Raw genomic sequence first — 22,850 nt, 5'->3', positions numbered from 1 at the left:
GGGCTCCAAGCCGCACGCAAGTGGCGTCCCGCACACTGTCCTGCGAGTGGTGAAAAATCTGGACGTACTGGGTGGAACCGTGAAGCGATGGAGAGGGCGCGCCCTGGTCGTGGCGGCGCTGGCGGCGTACATGGCGGTGCTCGGCGGAGGGGCATACGCCGAGGACGACCCGCCACGCGAGGTCGCCATCGGCACCAGGCTCGCCGCGCAGGCCAACCCGGCCGTGCAACTGCTCAACCTCGCCTACACGGCGAAGATGAGCGTGCCCACGGCGGGCGTGACCGACGCCTACCAGGGCCTTTTCGATCAGGCGCAGAAGCACGTGGCGGCGGGCCGCATCCCCTCCGACTCGCAGAGCATCTTCAAGTGGGTGTTCCGGAAGATCTCCGCGGACGTGAACACCTACCTCGCCCCGATCAACCCGGTACGCCCCGTTGACGGCGAGCTCTCCTTCTGGTGCACCGGCTGGTGGATCACGCCCGACGGCTACATGGTCACCGCCGCGCACTGCGTGGGCCAGTCGGACGAGGACCTGCGCGCCTCCTTCGCCGCGTCCATCCAGGACGTGACCACCAAGGACGCGACCGAGCTGCTGAACAACCTGATGGGGTCGGTGGAGCCGGACAAGGAGCTCACCGAGCTGATCGTCGATGTCTACACCAAGTTCAACGCGGCCAACGCCGAGTTCAGCGACGTGACCAAGTCGCTCAACGTCATCTCGGCGCTGCCCGGCGGCGGCATGGACCGCACGGCCACGCAGACCCCGATCGAGGTCATCGCGCAGGGCGAGGTGTACCCCGGCAAGGACTACGCGCTGCTGAAGTCGAGCACCGTCCGCAACGTGCCCACGCTGACGCTCGGCACCGACGGCGACGCCCGGGTCGGCGACAAGCTGTTCATCAGCGGCTTCCCCGGCATCGTGACCAACGCCTCGTTCGTCAGCCTGCAGTCCAAGCTGTACCCGTCGCTGACCGAGGGCGCCTTCAACGCCGAGCGCACCACGACCGGCGGCGTGCCCTACATCCAGGCGCAGGCGCCGTCCTGGGGCGGCAACTCCGGCGGCCCGGTGTTCAACGAGGCCGGCAAGGTGATCGGGGTCCTGGTCGGCGGGCTGGGCAGCGAGACCGGCGAGTCGCAGGAGAACCAGAGCTGGATCCTGCCGGTGGGCCAGGTCAACGAGTTCCTGGCGGCGAACAACGTCAAGCCGGTGCAGTCGGAGACCACCAAGGTCTACAACTCCGCGCTCGACGACTTCTTCGCCGACCGCTACAAGGCGGCGCTGCCGAAGTTCCAGAAGGTGGCCCAGCTCTACCCGGACCACCCGTACGTCGCGAACTACGTCACCGACAGCCAGGAGGCCATCGCCGCCGGGCGCGACAAGACGCCCGCCGACGTCAACGCCTCCCCGGCCTCGGGCGAGGGCGGCTTCAGCTTCCAGATCGGCGGCCTGGGCCTGGCCATCATCGGCGGCGGCGTCCTGCTGCTGATCCTGATCATCACACTGATCATCAGCTCGTCGCGGCGGCGGGCGTTCCAGCGCCGTCAGGCGGCGGCCGTGGCGCCGTTCCCGTCGGCGCCGGCGCAGCCGTGGCAGGGCCAGCCGTACCAGGGCCGGCCCTACCCGGGCGGGCAGCCCGGCGGGTACCCGCCGCCGGTCGGCCAGCGGCCCTGGCCCCCGTCGGGCAACCGGTACTGAGCCGTACTGAGCCGGTGGTAAGCCGGTACTGAGCCGGTAGTGAGCCGGTGCTGATCGCGGGCATGGCGGGGTGGGATCGCGTCAGGCGGTCAGAGCGCGAGGTGGCCGCTCTTGACCGCCGAGACGAACGCGTCCCACTCCTGCAGCGAGAAGCGCAGGGTCGTCCCGTCGAGCCCCGACCGCAGCCGTACGCAGTCGTCCTCGAAGGTGATCTCCATCTGGTCGTCGGCGTCGGGCTGCGGCAGGGCGCGCCCGCCGGGCCGATCCGGCTGCGGGGTGTTCATCGACTCTCGCGGTCGTACCTCCCCGTCTTCACATTCCGCACGAAGGCGGCCCAGGACTCGGGGGAGAACCTGATGTGCGGCATGTCGGGGTTCTTGGAGTCGCGCATCAGCACGCCGTCGCCGCTGCGGGCGACCTGGATGCAGTTGCCGCCGGCGCAGTTCGGCGGCGTCTGCCAGTCGAGATCCGAAGGTGCGGTTTCGGATGGTCTCATCGTCTCTCCTGATGTTCGTTGTGGCCGACGAGACTAAGGAGGTCAATGCCATCTCTACGGTGTGATCACTGCCTGCTGCTGCCCTTCGCTATGGATCTGCCATAGTGGGTCGCCCTTAGCCGCCTTCGTTGTCCGTAGTCCGTTCCCGGGGGCCTCGGCGCAGGAGGCCGGCCGGCATGGAGCGGGCGCCCGGCGGGCGCCTAGGTGGCCGACAGGCGGCGTACCGCCTGGTGGCGTGCGCACCTCGACGTGCGCGTTGAGGAAGGGCCGGCGGCGCTGCCGGCGGGCGCGGCCACGGCTGAGCCGGCGGCGATGCGCTGGGGGAGGGTCGCCGTGCTCAGGGCGCCCGCGCGTGGGCGGGATTCCTGCCGTTCGCTGTAGGAGATCCGCCGGGTCTCCATACACCATCCTCCAGAGGTCGGCCAGATCATTCCTCGCTACCGCGCCAGCAGAATTTTACCTTAGCCTCATCAAATCGGATAGAACATCCGTTAATCCGGTATTACGGTCAGGCGGTTGGGAGCGCGGCAGGGCATGGAAAAGGGCGGGCCGAAACCGGCCCGCCCTTTTCGCGATGTCAACGGGACGCGGATACCGCGCCGGACGCGATGTCGGCGGTGAACGCCTGCCACTGCTCGCGGGTGAACCTCAGGGCCACTGCGGGGTTCTTGGTGTCGCCCAGATATACCGTGTCGCCGTCCACGGCGACCCGGACGCAAGCGCCACCGTTGCACTTGCTGGAGATCCGCCAGTCGAGCCCATGCGGCGGAATATGAGTCATCGGTGTCATTTGTCACCTTTGGTGGTGTTGAGGTTGGTGTTGCGAGCGAGCAACATCATCGCGGATACTCGGGCTCGGTGCCAATGCGCGCCGCCACGCGCTTGATCAAATCTTGGCTACGTTGCGGGTTGAGTGCGATGGCCCGTAGATGATCCAGCGCTTCGCGAAACTTATCCACTTCTGTGGGCTTTTCGTAGTAAATGCCGCCCAATAGGCTCTCGATATACACAGTGTCCGAAATGCCGGGTTCTGGGATCTCTAGCAGGATGAACGCCGCATTCATCCCCATGTGCGCACCTTCGGTGTAAGGGATGACTTGAAGCGTTATATCGGGCTTTTCGGCATATCTAAGGAGTTGTTCGAGCTGCTCGCGCATCACGTCGGGGCCGCCCACGTGGCGGTGCAGCGCCGCCTCGTCCAGCAGGATCCAGTAGTCGGGCGGGTTCTCCTGGTGCAGGATGCGCTGGCGGCGCTCCATGCGCGCCTCGACCCGCGTCTTGAGCACCGAGTCCTTGATCCGGGGCAGGCTGCCGCGGATGATCGCGACCGCGTAGTCCTCGGTCTGGACCAGCGAGGGGATGATGCTGGTCTCGTAGTTGCTGATCGCCGCCGCCTTCGCCTCCAGCTCGATGTACGGCGTGAGGTCCAGGTCGTCGAACTCCTGCCACCACCCGTGCCGCTTGGCGTTGCGCGCCAGGTTGAGCAGCGAGTCGATCTGCTGCTGGTCGGTGATCCCGTACAACTGGCAGAGCTGCCTGACCAGTGGCGCCTGCACGCCGCGCTGCGCGGTCTCCCATCGACTGATCCGCGAAGGGGAGCAGTCGAGGTGCTTGGCGACGTCCTCGATCGTCAACCCGGAATCCGCGCGCAACTGACGTAGCCTTGTGGCAAGTTGACGTTGACGGAGAGTTGGGTTAGGGGCTGTCATCCCGGTCCTCCCCTTCCGCGAATGCGTCCGAGTGTCCGCGCGCTGAGTAAACCGCCTGTTCATAGCGCCTGTAGTAGGGAAGATACCTCCGCGCCCGCGGATGTGTACTCCGGATGCACACTTGTGCTCTGGCAATTTGCCGTTGGCAATTTGCCAGAATTCCCTTGCCAAGCAGCCGGTGACCCTGCACCATCCGAAGTAGGGGCCGAGTCGGCGGGCGGACCGGACGGGCCCGCCCGCACCGCAGGCGTCCGTCTCGGTGGGAAGGGGGCGATGCTCACTAATGACGGCTCACGAATGACGGCGGCTGTGCCGCGGCAGACAGGGCAGGGGCCGCCCTCGCGGCGCAGACGGAAAGCTGGGTCGATGTTCGCTCCATCGACCCAGCCGATTCACTTCGCCGCTCGCTCCTGCTCGAACGGAGGCGATGTCTCAATGCTCCATGGTAACCCGCCCGGGTTACACCTCAACCCCCTGTTTTTCCTCTACAAGGCCCTCTGGAACGGCAGTGACGCGGCTTTCGCGGAAGTGGACGCGTTCGCCTGGACGCAGGAATGGCGGATCGAGCGCCATCTCACCCGCCACGTCTACCGGGACCGGCTGTTCGACTCGCTGGTCCAGTGCTCCGCCTGCCACGGCGGCATCGCGGCCGACGCCGCGAGGGAGTGCCGCGTCTGCTCCGGGACGGGCCACCTGATACTGCTCGACATGCCCAAAGGCGAGGGATGAGCGCCACGGACCGCGGCGGCTTGTGGGGGCGGGTCCGGCGCGCGTGCGCACCGGACCCGATGCCGCGGTGACCACGGCGGCACCGATGGACGTACGGCTTGCGTGCCGCGGGAGGGGCGCAAGCCGTACCCATCGCACCATGAGATCGGCTCGCACCATGAGATCGGCGGCGCGCGGTCAGGAGCCGCTGGACGGGCCGCCGTCGCCCGGACGGCCCGCGCGCAGGTGCGCGCGCCACTTCTCCGGGTCGTACTCCGCCGCCGCGGTGGTCTCGATGAACGACTCCACCAGCTTGGCGAAGCGCTCCGGGTCGTCACGGTGCGGGAAGTGCCCGGCCCGGTCGAACACCTCCAGCACGCTGCCCGGCATGGCGGCATGCGCCACGTACGCGTGCCGCACCGGGATCACCCGGTCGCCGGCCCCCCACACGATCAGCGTCGGCAGGCCCGCGGTCAGGTAGCAGCGGTCCAGCATGGTGATCGCCTGCCCGCGCAAGTCCACGCCCGCCCGCAGCGTGCGCAGGAACGCCGTGCGCGCGGTCGCGCTGGTCAGGCTCTGGTAGCGCTCCATCACGTAGTCGAAGTCGGTGCCCAGCCCCAGTCCCAGCCGCAGCAGCGGGGCGGCCAGGCGCGCCGCCGCGCGCGCCGGGGGCGAGGTCACCAGCCTGATCCCGGTGTCGGCCAGCGGGCCGCTGGCGGCGCGCAGCAGCGGGTGCACCTCGGCGCCCACGCCCGCGGAGTCCACCAGCACCAGCCGCTCGCACCGCTCGGGGAACTGGTAGGCGAACTGCATCGCGATGCCGCCGCCGAGGGAGTGCCCGGCCACCGTCACCCGGTCCACGCCCAGGACGCTGAGCAGGTCGCGCATGCCGCACGCGTACGCCGCCACCGCGTAGTCCGCCCGCGGCTTGTCCGACTCGCCGTGGCCGAGCAGGTCGGGGGCGATCACGGTGAACCGGCGGGCGAGCAGCGGCAGCACCGGCTCCCAGGTCGCCGAGCTGTCGCCGATGCCGTGGATGAGCAGCAGCGGGGGCCCGTCACCGGCCATGCGGAACGCGCGCCGGTAACCGTGCACCTCGCGGAACAGCAGGCCGCCGTCCGCGGGTTCCGTACCGGAAGGCATGGAACATCATTCCGCCGGCGTGTTACGCCGCACGTACGAACGTGTAAGCGCCGGATGAAGCGGCCCCGACCGGCGTGCCGGGGTGTGCCGGAAGGCATGGGGGGTGGAAAGTATGGGCATAACCCCACACCGCTGACGCCCCTGGCCGGGGTAAGGCGGGAAACACGGGGTCGAAAGGCGGTGTGATGACGGAGATCTGGCCGGGCGACCCCTACCCGCTCGGCGCCACGTACGACGGCGCGGGCACGAACTTCGCGCTCTACTCCGAGGCGGCGGAGAAGGTGGAGCTGTGCCTGTTCGATGAGGACGGCAAAGAGAGCCGGGTGGAGTTCACCGAGTGCGAGGGCTTCGTCTGGCACGCGTACCTGCCCGGCATCGGCCCCGGCCAGCGCTACGGCTACCGGGTCCACGGCCCGTACGACCCCGCCCGCGGCCGGCGCTGCAACCCCGCCAAGCTGCTGCTCGATCCCTACGCCAAGGCGATCGAGGGCGAGGTGACCTGGAACCAGGCCGTCTACGGCTACAACTTCGGCCAGCCCGACAGCCGCAACGACGAGGACTCCGCGCCGTACGTGCCGCGCTCGATCGTGATCAACCCGTTCTTCGGCTGGGGCCACGACCGCCCGCCGGCGACGCCGTACCACGACACCGTGATCTACGAGGCGCACGTCCGCGGCCTGACCATCAAGCACCCCAAGATCCCCGAGCGCATCCGCGGCACGTACGCGGCGCTCGGCCACCCCGAGATCATCGACCACCTGACCGGGCTGGGCGTGACCGCGATCGAGCTGATGCCGGTGCACCAGTTCGTCACCGACCAGGTGCTGGTGGAGCGGGGGCTGACCAACTACTGGGGCTACAACACCATCGGGTTCTTCGCCCCGCACAACGCCTACTCCTCCACCGGCCAGCGCGGCGGCCAGGTGCTGGAGTTCAAGGCCATGGTCAAGGCGCTGCACGAGGCCGGCATCGAGGTGATCCTCGACGTCGTCTACAACCACACCGCCGAGGGCTCCCACCTGGGCCCGACCCTGAGCTTCCGCGGGATCGACAACGCCGACTACTACCGGCTGGTCGAGGACGACCCGCGCTACTACATGGACACCACCGGCACCGGCAACAGCCTGCTGATGCGCTCGCCGCACGTACTGCAGATGATCATGGACTCGCTGCGGTACTGGGTCACCGAGATGCACGTGGACGGCTTCCGGTTCGACCTGGCCGCCACCCTGGCCCGCGAGCTGCACGAGGTGGACCGGCTGAGCGCGTTCTTCGACCTGGTGCAGCAGGACCCGGTGCTGTCGCAGGTCAAGCTGATCGCCGAGCCGTGGGACGTCGGCCCCGGCGGCTACCAGGTGGGCAACTTCCCGGCCCGCTGGACCGAGTGGAACGGCCGCTACCGCGACACCATCCGCGACCTGTGGCGCGGGCAGCCGGCCGCGCTGCCCGAGTTCGCCTCCCGGCTGACCGGCTCCAGCGACCTGTACCAGGACGACAGCCGCCGTCCCGCCGCCTCGATCAACTTCGTCACCTGCCACGACGGGTTCACCCTGCGCGACCTGGTGTCGTACAACGAAAAGCACAACGCGGCCAACGGCGAGGGCGGGCGCGACGGCACCGACGACAACCGGTCCTGGAACTGCGGCGTGGAGGGGCCGGCGTCACTGGCCATCGAGTCGCTGCGCGAGCAGCAAAAGCGCAACTTCCTGACCACGCTGTTCCTGTCGCAGGGCGTGCCGATGCTCTCGCACGGCGACGAGCTGGGCCGCACCCAGCGCGGCAACAACAACGCCTACTGCCAGGACAACGAGATCAGTTGGGTGGACTGGTCGGATGTGAAGGAGAACTGGCTGCTGCTGGAGTTCACCAAGAGCCTGGCCAGGCTGCGCCGCGAGCACCCGGTCTTCCGGCGCAGGCGGTTCTTCTACGGCCGTCCCGTACGCGGCTCGGAGGACGGGCTGAGCGACATCGCCTGGCTCACCCCGGCGGGGGAGAAGATGACCGACGCCGACTGGAAGGTCGGCTACGCCAAGTCGCTGGCCGTCTTCCTCAACGGCGACGCGATCACCGAGCCCGACCGGCGCGGCCGGCGCATCTCCGACAACTCTTTCCTGTTGCTGTTCAACGCACACCACGAGGTCATCAGGTTCACGATTCCGGAGGGGTACGGCGACATGTGGCTGACCGAGATCGACACGGCGATGCCGATAACGCTGGATACCCGGGCGTGCCGGGCCGGAGAGGGCGTGGCCGTGGCCGGCCGTTCGGTGCGGGTGCTGCGCCGTGTCTGAGGATGCCTACGCCCCGCCGATCTCCACCTACCGGCTCCAGCTCACCCCCGACTTCGGCTTCGACGACGTGGCGGAGCTGGCGCCGTACCTGCGCGATCTCGGCGTCACCCACGTCTACCTGTCGCCGATCCTCCAGGCCGTGCCCGAGTCGCGGCACGGCTACGACGTGACCGACCACTCGCGGGTGCGCGAGGAGTTCGGCGGGATCAAGGGCCTGCGCGCCATGGCCGAGCGGCTGGCCGCGCACGACCTGCGCATCGTGCTGGACATCGTGCCCAACCACATGACCGTCCCGGTGCCGGAGTCGGGCAACGCGGCGCTGTGGGGGGTGCTGCGCGACGGGCCGAAGTCGCCGTACGCGCGCTGGTTCGACATCGACTGGCGCGACGGCAAGATGGCCATGCCGGTGCTCGGCGACGACGGGCCCGACGCCGTGCGTGCCGACGGCGACGTGCTGCGCTACCACGACCACGAGTTCCCGCTGCCCGACGACCACTACCGCCTGGTGAGCTTCCGCGAGGGCCCCGGCTACCGGCGCTTCTTCGACGTCTCCTCCCTGATCGGGCTGCGCGTGGAGGACCCGGAGGTGTTCGAGGCCACCCACCAGGTCATCCTGTCGCTGGTCGAGGAGGGCATCGTGGCCGGGCTGCGGGTGGACCACCCCGACGGGCTGGCCGACCCGCGCGGCTACCTCGCCCGGCTCTCGGAGCGTACGGGCGGGGTGTGGACGGTCGCGGAGAAGATCCTGGTCGGCCCGGAGCTGCTGCCGGACGACTGGCCCTGCGCCGGCACCACCGGCTACGACGCGCTGAACCGTATCACCGGCCTGTTCGTGGACCCGGCCGGGCGCGAACCCCTCATCGACCTGTTCGTGCGCCAGACCGGCATGCCGCACGACTACGCCGAGGTCACCTACACCTCCAAGCGGCACGTGCTGGACCTGTTCTTCACCTCCGAGGTGGACCGGCTGCTGGCCGCGATCGGGGGCCGGCCGGAGCTGCGCCCGGCCCTGGTCGAGCTGCTGGCCGCGATGCCGGTCTACCGGGCGTACGTGGTGCCGGGGGAGCCGGTGCCGGAGGAGTCGGCCGGCCTGGTCGAGGTGGCCGCGCGCAAGGCGGCGGCCCGCCTCGGCGACCGGGAGGCCGTGAGCGAGGTCGAGCGTCGCGTGCTGTACGGCCCGGCCGAGGCCGTGGTGCGCTTCCAGCAGACCTGCGGGCCGGTGATGGCCAAGGGCGTGGAGGACACCGCGCTCTACCGCTGGTACCCCCTCGCCTGCCTGAACGAGGTCGGCGGCGAGCCCGACCACTTCGGGCTGCCGGTCGCCGACTTCCACGACTACTGCGACGCCATGCCGCCCGCGTCCATGACCACCCTGTCCACCCACGACACCAAGCGCTCGGAGGACGTACGCGCCCGCCTCGCGGTCCTGTCGGAGATGCACGCGGAGTGGCGCGAGGCGGTCACCGCGTGGTCGGCCCGGGTCGCCTTCGATCCCGCGCTGGACTACCTCGCCTGGCAGAACCTCATGGGCGCCTGGCCGATCGACGCCGAGCGCTTCGCCGCGTACCTGCTCAAGGCCGCCCGCGAGGCCAAGACCGCGATCTCCTGGATGTCCGGCGACCCCGACTACGAGCGCGGCATCCGCGACTTCGCCGCCCGCGCCATCGAGGAGTGCGGCGAGTCGGTGGCGGCGTTCACCGCGGCCATCGAGCCGTACGCGATGTCCAACTCGCTCGGGCAGAAGATCGTCCAGCTCATGATGCCCGGCGTGCCCGACCTGTACCAGGGCAACGAGATCACCGACTTCTCCCTCGTCGATCCGGACAACCGGCGCCCGGTGCGCTACCCGTGCGAGCCGGTCACCGAATGGGACTCCGCCAAGCTGCGGCTCACCAAGGCGGCGCTGGCCGTGCGCCGCAGGCTCGGGCCCGGCGCGGCGTACGAGCCGTTGGAGGCCGACGGCCCCGCCGCCGGGCATGTGATCGCCTTCTTCCGCGGCGACGAGCGGGCCGTCGCGGTCGCCACCCGCCTCCCGGTGCGCCTGGAGCGCGAGGGCGGCTGGCGCGGCACCACGATCATGCTCCCGCCCGGCCGGTGGCACGACCTGCTCACCGGTTGCGTGCACACCGGGCGGCTCCCCCTCGCCCACCTGCTGTCCCGGTACCCGGTCGCACTACTGGAAAGGGATGCCCCCCGAGATGCCTAACGCGTGGACACCGAACCTGTTCGAGGTGTGGGCGCCGGCCGCCACCACCATGGAGGTCGAGATCGACGGCGTCCGGCATCCCATGCGGCCGGCGCGGGGCGGCTGGTGGACCGCCGAGATCGAGGGCGTGGACCACGGCACCGACTACGCGTTCCGGGTGGACGGCGGCGAGCCGCGCCCCGACCCGCGCACCCGGCGCCAGCCGTACGGCGTGTTCGGGCCCAGCCGCGTCTACGACCACGGCCGGTTCACCTGGAGCGACCACGACTGGCACGGGCGCGACCTGCGCGGCTCGGTCATCTACGAGATGCACGTCGGCACCTTCACCCCCGAGGGCACCTTCGAGTCGGCCGCGGCCCGCCTGGACCACCTCGTCCAGCTCGGCGTGGACTTCGTCGAGGTGATGCCGGTCGCGCCGGTCCCCGGACGGCACAACTGGGGCTACGACGGCGTGGACCTCTACGCCGTCACCGAGAACTACGGCGGGCCCGACGGCCTGAAGGTCTTCGTGGACGCCTGCCACGCCGCGGGCCTGGGCGTGATCCTGGACGTCGTCTACAACCACCTGGGCCCCTCCGGCAACTTCCTGCACCCCTTCGGCCCGTACTTCCACGAGGGCCTGGGCAGCTTCTGGGGCCAGGCGGTGAACCTCGACGCGCCCGGCTCCGACGAGGTGCGCCGCTACTTCATCGGCAACGCCCTGCAATGGCTGCGCGACTACCACATCGACGGCCTGCGCCTGGACGCCGTGCACGCGCTGCACGACAAGCGGGCCGTGCACTTCCTGGAAGAGCTGGCGGTGGAGGTGGACCTCCTCGCGGCCAGCCTCGGCCGCCCCCTCACCCTGATCGCCGAGTCCGACCTCAACGACCCCCGCCTGGTCACCCCGCGCGAGTCCGGCGGCTACGGCCTGGACGCGGTCTGGGACGACGACGTGCACCACGCCCTGCACTCCGCGCTCAGCGGGGAGCGGCACGGCTACTACTGCGACTTCGGCTCGCTGGAGGTCCTGGCCAAGGTGCTCACCTCGGCCTACCTGCACGACGGCACGTACTCGACCTTCCGCGGCCGCAGCCACGGCCGTCCGGCCCGGCACGTGCCCGGCTACCGCTTCGTGTGCGCCCTGCAGAACCACGACCAGATCGGCAACCGCGCCGAGGGCGACCGCCTGCCCCCCGAACTCCTCCGCGTGGGGGCCGGCCTGCTGCTGACCGGCCCCTTCACGCCGATGCTGTTCATGGGCGAGGAGTGGGGCACCCGCACCCCGTTCCTGTTCTTCACCGACCACGAGGACCCCGAGCTGGCCGCGGGCGAGGCCGACCGGCGCAGGCGCGAGTTCGTGGACCACGGCTACCCCGACTGGGCGGACAAGGCCCCCGACCCGCAGGACAAGACCACCTTCCTGCGCAGCAAGCTCGACTGGAGCGAGCTCGACCGCGAGCCGCACCGCTCGCTGCTGAACTGGTACCGCGACCTGATCGCGCTGCGCAAGGTCCTGCCCGAGCTGACCGACCCCCGCCTCGACCGGGTCCACGTCGACTACGACGAGACCGCCCGGTGGCTGGTCGTCCACCGGGGGTCGCTGCGCGTCGCGGCCAACCTGGGCCCGGCCCGCGCGACGGTGCCCATCGCGCCGGCCAAGGTCCTGCTCGGCTCCGACGAGGACATCATCCTGGACGGCGACCGCCTGCTCCTGCCGCCCAGATCGCTGGCCGTTCTCAGAGTGAACCAGGGCTAGGAACGCACCTCGTACACGGCCGTGGTGCCGCTCACCTCGTTGCCGACCACCAGCAGCGGCGTACGCGTCGGGCTGTCGTGGGCGTCGATGAACAGCACGCCCTCCGGTCCGACGTCGCCCGCCGTGCCGTCCTCCACCGAGCCGGCGAAGTCCCGGGTGTTCACGTAGCCGGCCAGGCGCGGCGCACGCGGGTCGCTCACGTCGTAGGCGACGACGCCGCCCACCCGCTCCAGCCCCGCGAAGGCGTAGGTACGCCCGCGCACCGACCCGACCGTCACGCCCTCGGGCTCGGGGCCCTTGTTGTCGCTGCGCGAGTCGAAGGAGTCGTTCTCCTCGTTGTCGGAGTTGAACTGCTCGGGAAGCTCCTGCGCGACGAGCCGCTCCAGTTCGTCGCCGGAGTCCCACACCAGCTCACCGGAGGTCGTGCGGATCGACACCGAGCGGGCGCCGAAGGCGTACAGGTCGGTGTAGGCGCCGTTCGCGTCCTTCGGCGAGTCCGCCAGGACGGTGAGCCGCCCCAGCTCGGAGTCCTTCTTGAGCGTGGCCGCGTCCGGGAACCTCTCCGGCGCCAGTTGGACGTCCTTCACCCGCACCTCGTCGGAGTGGCAGTCCCAGTCGCGGCTGTCGCCCTCGTTCGCGGTGACGAGGTACGTACGCCCGCGGGCGCGGAAGTCGGCGATCGAGTCGGGCATGTACACGCCCTTGACCGGCCGGGGCCGGATGTCGATCTTCCCGTCGCGGTCGGAGGCGTCGATGCCTGCGCGCGCGTGGTCCTTCAGCCCCAGCGGCACGATGCCCACGACCGCGGCCCGCTTCAGGTCCACGACGGCCAGCGCGTTGTTCTCCTGCAGCGTCACCCAGGCGGTCCCGCCCTCGACGGTGACGTACTCCGGCTCCAGGTCCCGGCTCGCGCTCGCGCCCGGCCCGCTGATCCGCACGCCCTTCGCGCGCAGCTCGTCCTCCTTGCCGTTCCAGGCCCGGAACGTCGCCGTACGCACGGTGCCCCGCCGCACGTCGATCACCGCGACCGACCCCTCCGGATCGTTCACGGCCCCGGCGCAGTAGGAGGCGGCCTCGCCCTCGTTGGCCACCACGACGTACCGGCCGTCGGGGGAGAAGGCCAGCATGTCGGGCAGCGCCCCCACCGTGACCTGCCCCTTCTTCTTCCCGCTGCGCGCGTCGAAGAACGCGACACTGCCGGGCGCGGTCTTGTCCTCCGCCTGCTGCGCGACCGCCACCAGCCCACCGTGCACCGCCACACTGTTCGCCCCGGGCGTCGCCAGCGTGATGATCTTCCGAGGGTCACGCGGATCGCCGATGTCCAGCACGTCCACCGTGCCCTGCTCCGCGTTCACCACGAAGACCCGCCGGGTCTTCGGATCGTACGCCGTGATCTCCGCCGCACCGACACCGACGGCCCCGGCCGAATACCGGCCGAGCAACGACAACTCAATACCAGCAGGCCGAGCCTGCCCGAAGGCGACACCGGCGGGCAACAACGCCGACAACGCCAGGGTGACCGCGCCGACGCGGAACGGGGTGGAGATACGCATGCGACGGAGTGTCACGAAATTCCATGACTTGCCGCTGCCTAAGGCGTGACCACCCCGTTAACCCCACAAATCCACTACATTGCCCCACTCTCCGCGACGCCCCGCAGATACGCCGCCCTCCCCACCGCAGTCCCCACCGCAGCCCCGCCCGCATACCGTCGTACGAAACACGTGTGCCGCCTCCGCGTGCCGTAGGCACTCCGCCGCACTTATCCACAGCATCGCGGCAGGCTCTCCCGCCATCCACAGAACCGCGTTCGGTCCAACCAGGCGCCCTCGACTCGGCGCAAGCTGCTCCACAAGAGAGCCGCCGCGCAAGGAAACCCACACTCCCGAGATTTCCGCAAGCCGCACCGCCTAGGAGGGCTCAATGCAGCTCACATTCGCCGTGCCCCGCCAGACCACCTCGATATTCGTGGTCGCCATAGACCGGGTCCCGTCAGGTCTGGGCTCCGTCGTGCCCTGGCGGATGTGCCGTCCGCACCGCCGTTGCGCCGCCGAGTGGCTCGGCTCCGACCGCCTCCGCCTGTCCCGCCGCCGGGCGAAGGACTCACCGTGGCGGCAGGTGCACGCCATGCTGGGCGCCGCAGGCGAGGAGGGCCCCGAACGCGACCGCGTACGCCGGGCCGCGCACCACATCGTGGTCACCGCCACGGCCGCGCCCGCCGACCAGGTGGACGTGGCCCCCACCGCACGAGCGGCGGCCCGCGCCCTGGCCACGGAGTGCGACGGCGTGGTGGTCGATCCCCTCACCGGCGCGGTCGTCTTCCACTGCACCGACTGCGCCGGCGAACGCCCCGACTTCACGGTCACCGACGACTGGATCGGCTGGCGCCCCGGCCCCCAGGGCACCGTGGCCGGCCGCGGCCTGCGCAGGTTCGGCATGCCCGAGATCGTCATGGCCGCCGCGGCATGCGGCCACACCCTGTGCACGGTCACGGGCGCCCGCCTGGTGGCCGACCGCCTCCTGACCGCCCACCTGGCCTTCCTCCGCGACCACCCGCTAGCACCGACCCGTACGATCGACGACTCCCTGCGTATAGACGGCATGGAGTTCACCCTCCGCTGGCAACCCGGCCACCCCACTCCCGCCCCCACCCTCACCGTCCACCCCCTCGGCCCTCCGGCCGATACCGCCTGCGCCAAGGTCCCCACCCCCACCCGCCCACTCCCCACACCGGCCCGCATTTCTCACCTCCCCGCCGCCCTCTGCCCCACCCCCCAAACCACCCAGGAGGCCGCCTGATGCCTCCCCGCCTGCACACACAGCAGGGGCGTACAGGGAGGCGTAGGACGGATCCCCAGGGCATGCCCGCCTCGGGCCGCCATCCCCTGGGCCAGGGCATGCCCGTCTCGGGCCGCCATCCCCTGGGCCAGGGCATGCCCGTCTCGGGCCGCCATCCCCTGGGCCAGGGCATGCCCGTCTCGGGCCGCCACCTTCTGGGCCAGGGCATGCCCGTCTCGGGCCGCCACCTTCTGGGCCAGGGCATGCCCGCCTTGGGCCGCCACCTTCTGGGCCAGGTCATCCCGGCGTCCGGCCGCCACCCCCTGGACCAGGACGTTCCTGTCTCGGGCCGCTACCTTCTGGGCCAGGTCATCCCGGCGTCGGGCCGCCACCCCCTGAACCGGGGCGTGCCCGTCTGGGGCGGTCACCTGCTGGGCCAGGTCATGCCCGTCTCGGGCCGCCACCCTCTGGACCAGGACATCCCCGCCTCCGACTGCCACCCCCTGACCCCGAGGGGTGTGTCCAGGTGTGCCCGGGACGTCCGGGCAATGGTGGATCTTGCGCAAGGCGGGATGGGGGCGGGTGACGGAACCTGCGCGTACGCGACGCCCTCCCACCGCCCCCTCCCGAACACGGACACACCCGTGTGCCCCGTTCGGGAGGAGGCGGCGGCGGGAGGGTATGGCGTTGCCGCAGGTTCCGGCACCTACCCCACCCGCCTTGCGCGCAAGGAAGACGCACCGTTGCCCGGACGCTCCCGGCTCGGGCAGCTCTCTCCCGCCAGGGCGATCACACGTCGCGGGCGAAGTCTTCCACGATCTTGTTGAAGGCGTCCGGGCGCTCCAGGTTGGGGTAGTGGGCGGCGCCGTCGATTGAGATCGCGTGGCCGTTGGGCACAGTGCGGGTGAGGCGTTCGGCCATGCCTATGTGGTCGGGGGAGTCGAGGGCGCCGTTGACGGCCAGTACGGGGACCTCGATGCCGGCGGCGCGGGCCCAGGTGTCGCGCACTGGGACGAGCAGGTCGGGTTCGTCGGTGGTGTGTTTGGACATGGTGGTCCGGGTCATCCGGCGCAGGTGGCTCAAGACGTCCGGGTCGAGGTCGTCGAGGGTGCGATGCGGGCCTGCGGCGAGGAGCATGAACCTCTCGACCGAGGCGTCCAGATCGCCGGAGGCCATCGCCGAGCGCCATGCGGCCAGGGCCTGGGTCGTCCAGGGGTCGTCGAAGTACGGCTCGCTGGTGCCGGCCCCGCTGATGACCAGGGCGCTGACCAGGTCCGGATGCTCCAGCGCGGTGTCCACCGCGATGCCCGCGCCCATGGAGACCCCCACCAGGATCGCGGGCCCGGTGTTCAGGTGGCGCAGCAGCGCGGCGAGGTCGTCGGTGAGCCGGTACGGCTCGATGGGGTTGGCGGAGCGGCCGTGGCCCCGGGCGTCGGGGGCGATGACCCGGTAGCGCGAGGCGAAGACCGGGATCTGGGGGTCCCACATGCCGTGGTCCATGAAGCCGCCGTGCAGCAGGACGAGCGGACGGCCGGTGCCGGTGTCGAGCCAGAACAGATCCTTCATGACAACTAAGGTGTCATTATTGGCCGAAGATGACAACCTAGGTGTCATCATGGTGGGGTGAGTGAGACAGACGGCGGCCCGGCCGCCCCAGAGTTGGCCGACCGGCTCGCCGAGGTGTTCGACCTGGTGGGGCCGCTGTACCGGCGTGCCTATCGCAAGGTGGAGCTGGACTCCCCGATCGAGGGGCTTTCAGTGGGGGTGCGCGCGGTGCTCACCATGCTCCGCGAGCACGGGCCGATGACCGTCCCCCAGATGGGCCGCGCCCAGGCGCTGAGCCGCCAGTTCGTCCAGCGCATGATCAACGACGCGGCCGCACGCGGGTTGGTCGAGTCCGTCCCCAACCCGGCGCACAAGAGGTCCTCCCTGATCCGCCTGACCGAGCAGGGCCGGATCGCCATCACCGCCGTCGCCGACCGCGAGCGCGCAGTGCTGGGCCAGGCCGCCGGTGACCTCACCGAAGCCGAGGTCGCCGCCTGCATCCGGGTCCTGTCGCACCTCCTCCACTTCCTCGACCACGTCGAGGTGGACTGAGCTGGTGTGCCGCACCGGACAGGATCGGCCGGGAGTGGAGTCGTGTGTCACAAATGCCGGGATTGTGTCGGTCGGCTGCGGTACGCTCGCGGCGCGAGGAGGAAGAGCCGACCGGATGGGCGGGGCCCAGCCGGGAGGTGGACGCGGTGGCCGTCGGCGAGGGAGGGTCATGGGCGAGCACACCCCCACTGAAGGCGAGCGTGAAGCGGAGCGCGTCCCCACCGGGGTGGACAGCAAGGTCCCCAACGTGGCCCGCATCTACGACTACATGCTCGGAGGCAAGGACAACTTCGCCGCCGACCGCGAGGCGGCCGAGCAGATCATCAAGGCGTTCCCCGAGTCCCGCGACGGTGTCCGGCACAACCGGGAGTTCCTGGGCAACGTGGTACGCCACCTGGCGGGTGAGGCCGGCATCCGGCAGTTCATCGATATCGGGGCCGGGCTGCCCACGCAGAGCAACGTGCACGAAGTGGCCCATTCGATCGCGCCCGACGCGCGGGTGGTCTACGTGGACAACGACCCGGTCGTCTGCGTGCACGGGCGGGCGCTGCTGGCCAACTCGCCCACGGTGGCCATCGTCGAAGGCGACCTGCTCCGCCCCGAGGAGATCTGGGAGCAGGCGGTCGCCGGAGGTCTGATCGACCCCGGCAAGCCGGTGGCGGTGCTGCTCATGGCGATGCTGCACTTCATCCCCGACCCGTACGACCAGGTGGCCAAGCTCCGCGAGATGATGGCCCCCGGCAGTTACCTGGCCATCAGCCACATGACCGCGGGCGAGTCGCGCAGCGACGACACCGGCAAGCTGACCGAGGTCTACGAGCACTCCAACGCGGCCCTGTTCCCGCGCACGGTCTCGGAGATCAAGCGCTTCTTCGGTGACTTCGAGTTCCTCGACACCGACGCCTTCATCTCCTCCCACCTCCAGCGCGAGTTCGCCATGCTCGGCTGGGGCGGCCTGGCCCGCAAGCCCTGACCGCCGCACTGCCGCACCTTTGCTCGGTGCGTGCCGAGGTGGGGGTGGGTTCGCGGGTGCGGCGGGTCGGTTGTGCGCACAGGTTTGGGTCGGCTGAGCGCATCAGGTTCCGGGTCGGCTGTGCGTATCAGGTTTCGTGGCGTGCGCTGGGCCTTTCGCCCCTGGGCGCCAGGGCGCAGCGGGGGCGGCGGGAAGTGGGTGCGTACGCCGAAGCGGGCGGCCATGGTGAGTCCGGGAGTTCGGCCGCCGCGTACGGGGTTCCGCCGCCTGGCTGTGCTCAGGAGCCGAGGTGTCGTTCCAGGGACTCCAGCTTGGCGGTCATGCCGTCGGTGACGCCCTCGCGGATGTCGGCCTTGAGCACCAGGCTGACCCGGGGGGCGACCTCGGCGACGGCCTCCACGGCCCGCTTGACCACGTCCATCACCTCGTCCCACTCGCCTTCGAGGGTGGTGAACATGGCGTCGGTGCGGTTGGGCAGGCCGCTGTCGCGCACGACCTTGACCGCCCTGGCGACGGGCTCGGCGACGGCCTCGCCCACGCCGAGCGGGGTCACCGAGAATGCGACGATCATGACTGGCTCCAATCGGCGATGGATCTTCGGCTCATCGCCGATTGTGCCCGGAGTCGGATGCGCTCAGTTGTCGTGGGGGTGGTCGTCGTCGTGGTCGTGGGCGTGTTCGGCGTCGTCGTCGGGGCCGTCGGAGGGCTCCACGCCCAGCATGGCCTCGCGGGGCTCGACCTCGGTGATGTGCTCGACCAGGCCCACCACGTGCTCGGGGTCGATCAGCCACTGCAGGGCGGTGGCGCCGGTCTCGTCGCTGCGGACCAGCTCCGCCTGCTCCAGGCGTTCGTCGTCGTCCAGTTCGGTCTCGGGGTTGCGGATCTCGGCCAGCGCCGCCGCCTGTAGCGCGGCGACGTCGAGCACCTCGACGGTCAGCTCCACGGCGATGCGCAGGAAACGCTCGCCGTCGGACTCGTCGCTCATAGTGAATATCCTCGCAGGCTCAGGGGAGCTTCCACTCCACCGGTGTGGCCCCCTGCCGCTCCAGAAGCTCGTTGGCCCGGCTGAAGGGACGGGAGCCGAAGAAGCCGCTGCGCGCGGACAGAGGGCTTGGGTGCGCCGACTCGATCGCCGGATACTGACCGAGCATCGGACGCAGATTGCGGGCGTCACGGCCCCACAGGATGGCCACGAGCGGCTTGTCACGGGCGACGAGCGCCTTGATCGCCTGCTCGGTGACCTGCTCCCAGCCCTTGCCCCGGTGCGAGGCGGGCTTGCCGGGCATGACCGTGAGCACCCGGTTGAGCAGCAGCACGCCCTGCTCGGTCCACGGGGTCAGGTCGCCGTTGCTCGGCTTGGGCAGGTCGAGGTCCTCCATCAGCTCCTTGAAGATGTTGACCAGGCTTCCCGGCAGCGGGCGCACGTCGGGCGCCACCGAGAAGCTCAGCCCGACCGGGTGACCCGGCGTCGGGTACGGGTCCTGGCCGACGATCAGCACTTTGACCTCGTCGAACGGTTGCTGGAAGGCGCGGAGCACATTGGCTCCGGCGGGGAGGTACTGCCTGCCGGCGGCGATCTCCTGGCGCAGGAACTCGCCACACGCGGCGATCTGCTCGGCGACGGGGGCCAAAGCGGCGGCCCAACCTGCTTCGACGACTTCGTGCAACGGACGTGCGACCATGGTCCGAAACTCTAGTGGCCCGCACCGACAGCCGCGCCGACTACCGGAAAAATGATCAAACGCGACAGATGGGGTTTCCGTGGAGCCGGGGGGGTGACCCGTGGCGGGGGCGGGGGCGGGTGGTGACGCTGGCTGCGGGCGGGCGCGGGGTGGCGGGGCCGTAGCGGGGAGGCTGCCATCGCGGTGAGCCTCGCGCTGTGGAGATGGCGGTGAGTTCGCCGGTGGTGTAGAGGCGCAGGTGGTGGGTCTCGTCGGGGGAGCGGGGCCAGAGGGCGCCGGCGCGGCGCGGAAGGCGGTCATCTCACGGGTCAGCCCGTACGGCGTCCTCTCGGGCGCGGGAGAGCCACGGCCCGGTCCTCCGCCTCGCTGCACGCCACGCGGGCATGGGCTCGGCCCGGCCAGGCGCACGTCGGACACGAGGACGCCGCCGGGGGCGCGGCGCCGCGTACGGGCTGGAAGAAAGGCGGCGTGGGGCCCTCGGCGGATGCGGTCACGAGGGGATCGGTGGCGCAGCCCAGGCGGTCGCCGTGATGGCGAGCGTGGTGCCAGGTCGTGAGGAGCCCTGCGTGCGTCAGCCCGGCGGCGGCCGGAAGGTCCGGCCGCACCGGGATGACGACGGCGGCGGTGTGCGGGAGCCGGTTTGTGGGGGCGAACTCGCGGCTGGTGGTGCGGCCGTTGGAGTGCCCGCCTGCCCCCGTGGGGCGGGCACTCGGCCGCGAGGGTCATCTCGGCGGGCTCATTTGACCGAGCCCGCGAGCATGCCCTGCACGAAGTAGCGCTGGAAGGCGAAGAACAGGACCAGCGGGATGATCAGCGACAGGAAGGCGCCCGGCGCGAGGATGTCCACGTTGGTGCCGAACTGCCGCATCTGCGACTGGAGGGCCTTGGTCATCGGCTGGTTGTCCGTGTTGGCGAAGACCAGGGCCACGAGCAGGTCGTTCCACACCCACAGGAACTGGAAGATGCCCAGCGAGGCCACCGCCGGCTTGGCCAGCGGGAAGACCACGGTCAGGAAGATCTTCCACTCCCCGGCGCCGTCCATGCGCGCCGCCTCCAGCAGTTCCCTGGGGATGCCGGCGAAGAAGTTGCGCAGCAGGAAGATGGCGAAGGGGAGCCCGAAGGCGACGTGGAACAGCACCACGCTCGCGATCGAGCCGAAGATGTTCAGCGCGCCGTACAGCTTGGCGATCGGGATGAGCGCGATCTGGATCGGCACGACCAGCAGGCCGACCACGACCAGGAACAGCGCGTCGCGGCCCCGGAAGTCGATCCACGCGAACGCGTACGCCGCCATCGCCGCGATGCCGATCACCAGCACGGTGGCCGGCACGGTGATGAACACGGTGTTCCAGAACGAGGCGGTGAACCCGGTCGCCAGCAGGTTGCTGTAGTTCTCCAGGGTGAGCTGGGCGGGCTCGGTGAACACCGTCCACCAGCCGGAGGCGTTGTTGTACGTCTCGCCGCGCAGCGAGACGACCAGCAGGCCCAGCGTCGGCACCAGCCAGAAGAGCGCGATCAGGATCAGCAGCGTCTGCACCAGTCCGCCGCCGACCCGGTCGATCACCCGGCCGACGACGCCGCGCGCCGGTGCTCCCGCCTGCCGTCCGACGGTCCTGTCGAGGGTCGCGGTCGTCATCATTGCTGCTCCCTCCTGAACCGCCGGATGTTGAGGATCATGAACGGCAGCACCAGCACCAGCAGGAAGATCGCCAGCGCGGAGCCGAGGCCCTGGTTGTTGCCGCCGCCGAAGGACACCCGCCACATCTCCAGCGCGATCACGTTGGCCTCCTGCTGCACGGAGCCCGGTGCGATCACGAAGACCAGGTCGAACACCTTCAGCGTGTTGATGATCATCGTGACGAAGACCACGAGCAGCACCGGCGACAGCAGCGGCACGGTGATCCGGCGGAACACCTGCCACTCCGTGGCGCCGTCGATGCGGGCCGCCTCAAGCGCGTCGCGCGGGATCGACGCGAGGCCGGCGGCGATCAGCACCATGGCGAAGCCCGCCCAGACCCACACGAACGCCCCGATGATCGCCGGAGTGATCAGCGTCGGGCCCAGCCAGGACAGGCCGTTGAACGGCGCGGTGAAGTTGGACGGCGGCAGCCGCAGCGTGTACTCGCCGGCGGGCAGCCCGGTGAAGCTGAAGCTGCCGTCGGCCGCGGTCGTGGTCGTGCCCTTGACCGCCCCGTTCTGCAGCGCCTCGACCGTGACGCCGGGCAAGCCCCGCTCGTTGGGATCGACCTGGCCGGCCTGGCCGCCTCCGCCGGGCGCGAAGTCCAGCCACACGGTCCCCGCGAGGCCGCCGCCGCTCTGCGCCGGGGCCTTGGCCGGTGCCGCGTCGTCGGGCAGGGCGTCCGGGCGGATGCCGACCAGGGGCAGCGCCACGGGCTGACCCGCCTGGACGGCCTGCCGGGTGACCACGGCGCCGTTCTGCACGAGCGGCGACTGGTCGTTCTCCCTGGGCCTGGCGCCCGGGTAGCCGGTGCTGGAGCCGAACACGTCGCGCACGGTGGTGATCACCGCGTTGGCCACGCCCTTGTCCGGGTCCTGGTCGTACACCAGGCGGAAGATCACGCCGGAGGCCATCAGCGAGACCGCCATCGGCATGAACACGATCAGCTTGAACGCGGTCGCCCATTTGATCCGCTCGGTCAGCACCGCGAAGATCAGTCCCAGCGTGGTGACCAGGATGGGCGCGACCACCACCCAGATCAGGTTGTTCCTGATCGTGGTGAGCGTGGACGGGTCGCTGAAGATCGTGCCGTAGTTGGACAGGCCGACGAAGGTGTCGCCCGGCGCGTCGTACAGGCTGCGGAAGATCGAGTAGATGATCGGGTAGACCACCATCGCGCCCAGCAGGATGAGCGCGGGCAGCAGGAACAGGATCGCCAGCCGGGGCGAGGGGCCGAGGCGCGCGGTCCTGGCGGACGCCGCGGTCGGCGCCGCGGGTCCCCCCGTCGCCACCCGGGGCGACGGCGCGTCCGACCCCGTACGCCCGCCGGGCGCGGGCGGTGTGTCCGATCCCGTACGCGCGTCGCGCTCGGACGGTGTGTCCGACCCCGTACGCCCGCCGGGCGCGGGCGGTGTGTCCGATCCCGTACGCGCGTCGCGCTCGGGCGGCGCGTCCGATCCCTTACGCCCGCCGCCTGCGGGCGGGGCGTCGCGATTCTCGTCCTCGGCGCCGGCGTCACGGGCGGTCCGGGTGGTCCGGGCGCCGGTGGCGGTGTGGTCGCGGTGGTGCGGCTCGGGGGAGGGGCCGCCGGCGACGGTGGCGTCGCCGGTCGGCTCCTGCGGGCCGTCTAACCGGTCGGTCACGGCCTTCGCCTC

General features: G+C 70.5%; 20 protein-coding genes. 8 read left to right on the top strand and 12 right to left on the bottom strand.

Annotated features, from left to right (window positions below; translation table 11 throughout):
- Window positions 1-79 precede the first annotated feature (79 nt).
- Entirely contained in the window at window positions 80-1,696 is a 1,617-nt protein-coding gene (locus HNP84_RS38425; RefSeq protein WP_185054953.1) for a trypsin-like peptidase domain-containing protein, read from the top strand.
- Between the two features lie 89 nt (window positions 1,697-1,785).
- Here HNP84_RS38425 and HNP84_RS38420 read toward each other — a convergent pair whose 3' ends face one another.
- From HNP84_RS38420 to HNP84_RS38405, 4 genes are all read right to left on the bottom strand, one after another.
- Entirely contained in the window at window positions 1,786-1,980 is a 195-nt protein-coding gene (locus HNP84_RS38420; protein ID WP_185054952.1) for a DUF397 domain-containing protein, read from the bottom strand.
- On the bottom strand, window positions 1,977-2,192 hold the full coding sequence (locus tag HNP84_RS38415) for a DUF397 domain-containing protein (RefSeq protein WP_185054951.1): 216 nt from the start codon (window positions 2,190-2,192) through the stop codon (window positions 1,977-1,979). The genes HNP84_RS38420 and HNP84_RS38415 overlap by 4 nt, the downstream gene beginning before the upstream one ends.
- 577 nt (window positions 2,193-2,769) lie before the next feature.
- Window positions 2,770-2,973, bottom strand: coding sequence for a DUF397 domain-containing protein (locus HNP84_RS38410; protein WP_185054950.1), 204 nt, complete (start codon window positions 2,971-2,973; stop codon window positions 2,770-2,772).
- Between the two features lie 55 nt (window positions 2,974-3,028).
- Window positions 3,029-3,901, bottom strand: a complete 873-nt coding sequence (locus tag HNP84_RS38405) for a helix-turn-helix domain-containing protein (protein ID WP_185054949.1) — start codon at window positions 3,899-3,901, stop codon at window positions 3,029-3,031.
- A gap of 435 nt (window positions 3,902-4,336) precedes the next feature.
- Between HNP84_RS38405 and HNP84_RS38400 the strand changes: the two genes are divergently transcribed.
- Window positions 4,337-4,630 carry a hypothetical protein gene (locus HNP84_RS38400; RefSeq protein ID WP_221337275.1) on the top strand — a complete coding sequence of 98 codons (294 nt, stop codon included), beginning with the start codon at window positions 4,337-4,339 and terminating at the stop codon, window positions 4,628-4,630.
- 177 nt (window positions 4,631-4,807) lie between these two features.
- Here HNP84_RS38400 and HNP84_RS38395 read toward each other — a convergent pair whose 3' ends face one another.
- Window positions 4,808-5,752, bottom strand: coding sequence for an alpha/beta fold hydrolase (locus HNP84_RS38395; protein WP_185054947.1), 945 nt, complete (start codon window positions 5,750-5,752; stop codon window positions 4,808-4,810).
- 185 nt (window positions 5,753-5,937) lie between these two features.
- Here HNP84_RS38395 and glgX point away from each other — a divergent pair, with 185 nt between their 5' ends.
- From glgX to treZ, 3 genes are read left to right on the top strand one after another with little or no spacing between them, the layout of a single operon-like run.
- Window positions 5,938-8,043 (top strand): glycogen debranching protein GlgX, encoded by a 2,106-nt coding sequence (gene glgX / locus HNP84_RS38390; RefSeq protein WP_185054946.1) that lies wholly within the window; start codon window positions 5,938-5,940, stop codon window positions 8,041-8,043.
- Window positions 8,036-10,249 (top strand): malto-oligosyltrehalose synthase, encoded by a 2,214-nt coding sequence (gene treY, locus HNP84_RS38385; protein WP_185054945.1) that lies wholly within the window; start codon window positions 8,036-8,038, stop codon window positions 10,247-10,249. Before glgX ends, treY begins: the two co-directional genes overlap by 8 nt.
- Window positions 10,242-11,987, top strand: a complete 1,746-nt coding sequence (gene treZ / locus HNP84_RS38380; protein WP_185054944.1) for a malto-oligosyltrehalose trehalohydrolase — start codon at window positions 10,242-10,244, stop codon at window positions 11,985-11,987. Before treY ends, treZ begins: the two co-directional genes overlap by 8 nt.
- On the opposite strand, the gene HNP84_RS38375 is transcribed toward treZ, so the two are convergent.
- Window positions 11,984-13,540, bottom strand: a complete 1,557-nt coding sequence (locus tag HNP84_RS38375; RefSeq protein WP_185054943.1) for a choice-of-anchor I family protein — start codon at window positions 13,538-13,540, stop codon at window positions 11,984-11,986. The two genes, treZ and HNP84_RS38375, sit on opposite strands and share 4 nt — an antisense overlap.
- 370 nt (window positions 13,541-13,910) lie before the next feature.
- Here HNP84_RS38375 and HNP84_RS55510 point away from each other — a divergent pair, with 370 nt between their 5' ends.
- Complete coding sequence (locus HNP84_RS55510) at window positions 13,911-14,786, top strand: hypothetical protein (RefSeq protein ID WP_185054942.1); 876 nt, start codon at window positions 13,911-13,913, stop codon at window positions 14,784-14,786.
- 768 nt (window positions 14,787-15,554) lie between these two features.
- Here the strand turns inward: HNP84_RS55510 and HNP84_RS38365 are convergent.
- Window positions 15,555-16,331: an alpha/beta fold hydrolase gene (locus tag HNP84_RS38365; RefSeq protein ID WP_185054941.1), complete on the bottom strand. Its 777-nt coding sequence runs from the start codon at window positions 16,329-16,331 to the stop codon at window positions 15,555-15,557.
- 57 nt (window positions 16,332-16,388) lie between these two features.
- Here HNP84_RS38365 and HNP84_RS38360 point away from each other — a divergent pair, with 57 nt between their 5' ends.
- Both HNP84_RS38360 and HNP84_RS38355 read left to right on the top strand, forming a co-directional pair.
- Complete coding sequence (locus HNP84_RS38360) at window positions 16,389-16,862, top strand: MarR family winged helix-turn-helix transcriptional regulator (RefSeq protein WP_185054940.1); 474 nt, start codon at window positions 16,389-16,391, stop codon at window positions 16,860-16,862.
- A gap of 169 nt (window positions 16,863-17,031) precedes the next feature.
- On the top strand, window positions 17,032-17,835 hold the full coding sequence (locus HNP84_RS38355) for an SAM-dependent methyltransferase (protein ID WP_185054939.1): 804 nt from the start codon (window positions 17,032-17,034) through the stop codon (window positions 17,833-17,835).
- A 277-nt stretch (window positions 17,836-18,112) separates the two neighbouring features.
- On the opposite strand, the gene HNP84_RS38350 is transcribed toward HNP84_RS38355, so the two are convergent.
- The 5 genes from HNP84_RS38350 to HNP84_RS38330 all read right to left on the bottom strand — a co-directional run bounded on the left by HNP84_RS38350 (window position 18,113) and on the right by HNP84_RS38330 (window position 22,838).
- Entirely contained in the window at window positions 18,113-18,406 is a 294-nt protein-coding gene (locus HNP84_RS38350; RefSeq protein ID WP_185054938.1) for an MTH1187 family thiamine-binding protein, read from the bottom strand.
- A 63-nt stretch (window positions 18,407-18,469) separates the two neighbouring features.
- Window positions 18,470-18,820: a hypothetical protein gene (locus HNP84_RS38345; protein WP_185054937.1), complete on the bottom strand. Its 351-nt coding sequence runs from the start codon at window positions 18,818-18,820 to the stop codon at window positions 18,470-18,472.
- A gap of 19 nt (window positions 18,821-18,839) precedes the next feature.
- On the bottom strand, window positions 18,840-19,517 hold the full coding sequence (locus HNP84_RS38340; RefSeq protein ID WP_185054936.1) for a uracil-DNA glycosylase: 678 nt from the start codon (window positions 19,515-19,517) through the stop codon (window positions 18,840-18,842).
- 736 nt (window positions 19,518-20,253) lie between these two features.
- The gene (locus HNP84_RS38335; RefSeq protein WP_185055026.1) at window positions 20,254-21,153 is read right to left on the bottom strand and encodes a carbohydrate ABC transporter permease; all 900 of its coding nucleotides are present in this window, start codon (window positions 21,151-21,153) and stop codon (window positions 20,254-20,256) included.
- On the bottom strand, window positions 21,153-22,838 hold the full coding sequence (locus tag HNP84_RS38330; RefSeq protein WP_376772022.1) for an ABC transporter permease subunit: 1,686 nt from the start codon (window positions 22,836-22,838) through the stop codon (window positions 21,153-21,155). Before HNP84_RS38330 ends, HNP84_RS38335 begins: the two co-directional genes overlap by 1 nt.
- Between the last annotated feature and the right edge of the window lie 12 nt (window positions 22,839-22,850).

The organism is Thermocatellispora tengchongensis (assembly GCF_014202315.1).
Classification (GTDB): Bacteria; Actinomycetota; Actinomycetes; order Streptosporangiales; family Streptosporangiaceae; genus Thermocatellispora; species Thermocatellispora tengchongensis.
The sequence above is the reverse complement of the archived record's forward strand: the minus strand, read 5'-3'. Positions and strand labels throughout refer to the sequence as shown.

Bases quoted from the DNA above. Each gene is read 5' to 3' on its own strand.
- HNP84_RS38420 (WP_185054952.1), bottom strand. From the start codon at position 1,980: ATGAACACCCCGCAGCCGGATCGGCCCGGCGGGCGCGCCCTGCCGCAG.
- HNP84_RS38415 (WP_185054951.1), bottom strand. From the start codon at position 2,192: ATGAGACCATCCGAAACCGCACCTTCGGATCTCGACTGGCAGACGCCG.
- HNP84_RS38410 (WP_185054950.1), bottom strand. From the start codon at position 2,973: ATGACTCATATTCCGCCGCATGGGCTCGACTGGCGGATCTCCAGCAAG.
- HNP84_RS38405 (WP_185054949.1), bottom strand. From the start codon at position 3,901: ATGACAGCCCCTAACCCAACTCTCCGTCAACGTCAACTTGCCACAAGG.
- HNP84_RS38400 (WP_221337275.1), top strand. From the start codon at position 4,337: ATGCTCCATGGTAACCCGCCCGGGTTACACCTCAACCCCCTGTTTTTC.
- HNP84_RS38395 (WP_185054947.1), bottom strand. From the start codon at position 5,752: ATGCCTTCCGGTACGGAACCCGCGGACGGCGGCCTGCTGTTCCGCGAG.
- glgX (WP_185054946.1), top strand. From the start codon at position 5,938: ATGACGGAGATCTGGCCGGGCGACCCCTACCCGCTCGGCGCCACGTAC.
- treZ (WP_185054944.1), top strand. From the start codon at position 10,242: ATGCCTAACGCGTGGACACCGAACCTGTTCGAGGTGTGGGCGCCGGCC.
- HNP84_RS38375 (WP_185054943.1), bottom strand. From the start codon at position 13,540: ATGCGTATCTCCACCCCGTTCCGCGTCGGCGCGGTCACCCTGGCGTTG.
- HNP84_RS55510 (WP_185054942.1), top strand. From the start codon at position 13,911: ATGCAGCTCACATTCGCCGTGCCCCGCCAGACCACCTCGATATTCGTG.
- HNP84_RS38365 (WP_185054941.1), bottom strand. From the start codon at position 16,331: ATGAAGGATCTGTTCTGGCTCGACACCGGCACCGGCCGTCCGCTCGTC.
- HNP84_RS38355 (WP_185054939.1), top strand. From the start codon at position 17,032: ATGGGCGAGCACACCCCCACTGAAGGCGAGCGTGAAGCGGAGCGCGTC.
- HNP84_RS38350 (WP_185054938.1), bottom strand. From the start codon at position 18,406: ATGATCGTCGCATTCTCGGTGACCCCGCTCGGCGTGGGCGAGGCCGTC.
- HNP84_RS38345 (WP_185054937.1), bottom strand. From the start codon at position 18,820: ATGAGCGACGAGTCCGACGGCGAGCGTTTCCTGCGCATCGCCGTGGAG.
- HNP84_RS38340 (WP_185054936.1), bottom strand. From the start codon at position 19,517: ATGGTCGCACGTCCGTTGCACGAAGTCGTCGAAGCAGGTTGGGCCGCC.
- HNP84_RS38335 (WP_185055026.1), bottom strand. From the start codon at position 21,153: ATGACGACCGCGACCCTCGACAGGACCGTCGGACGGCAGGCGGGAGCA.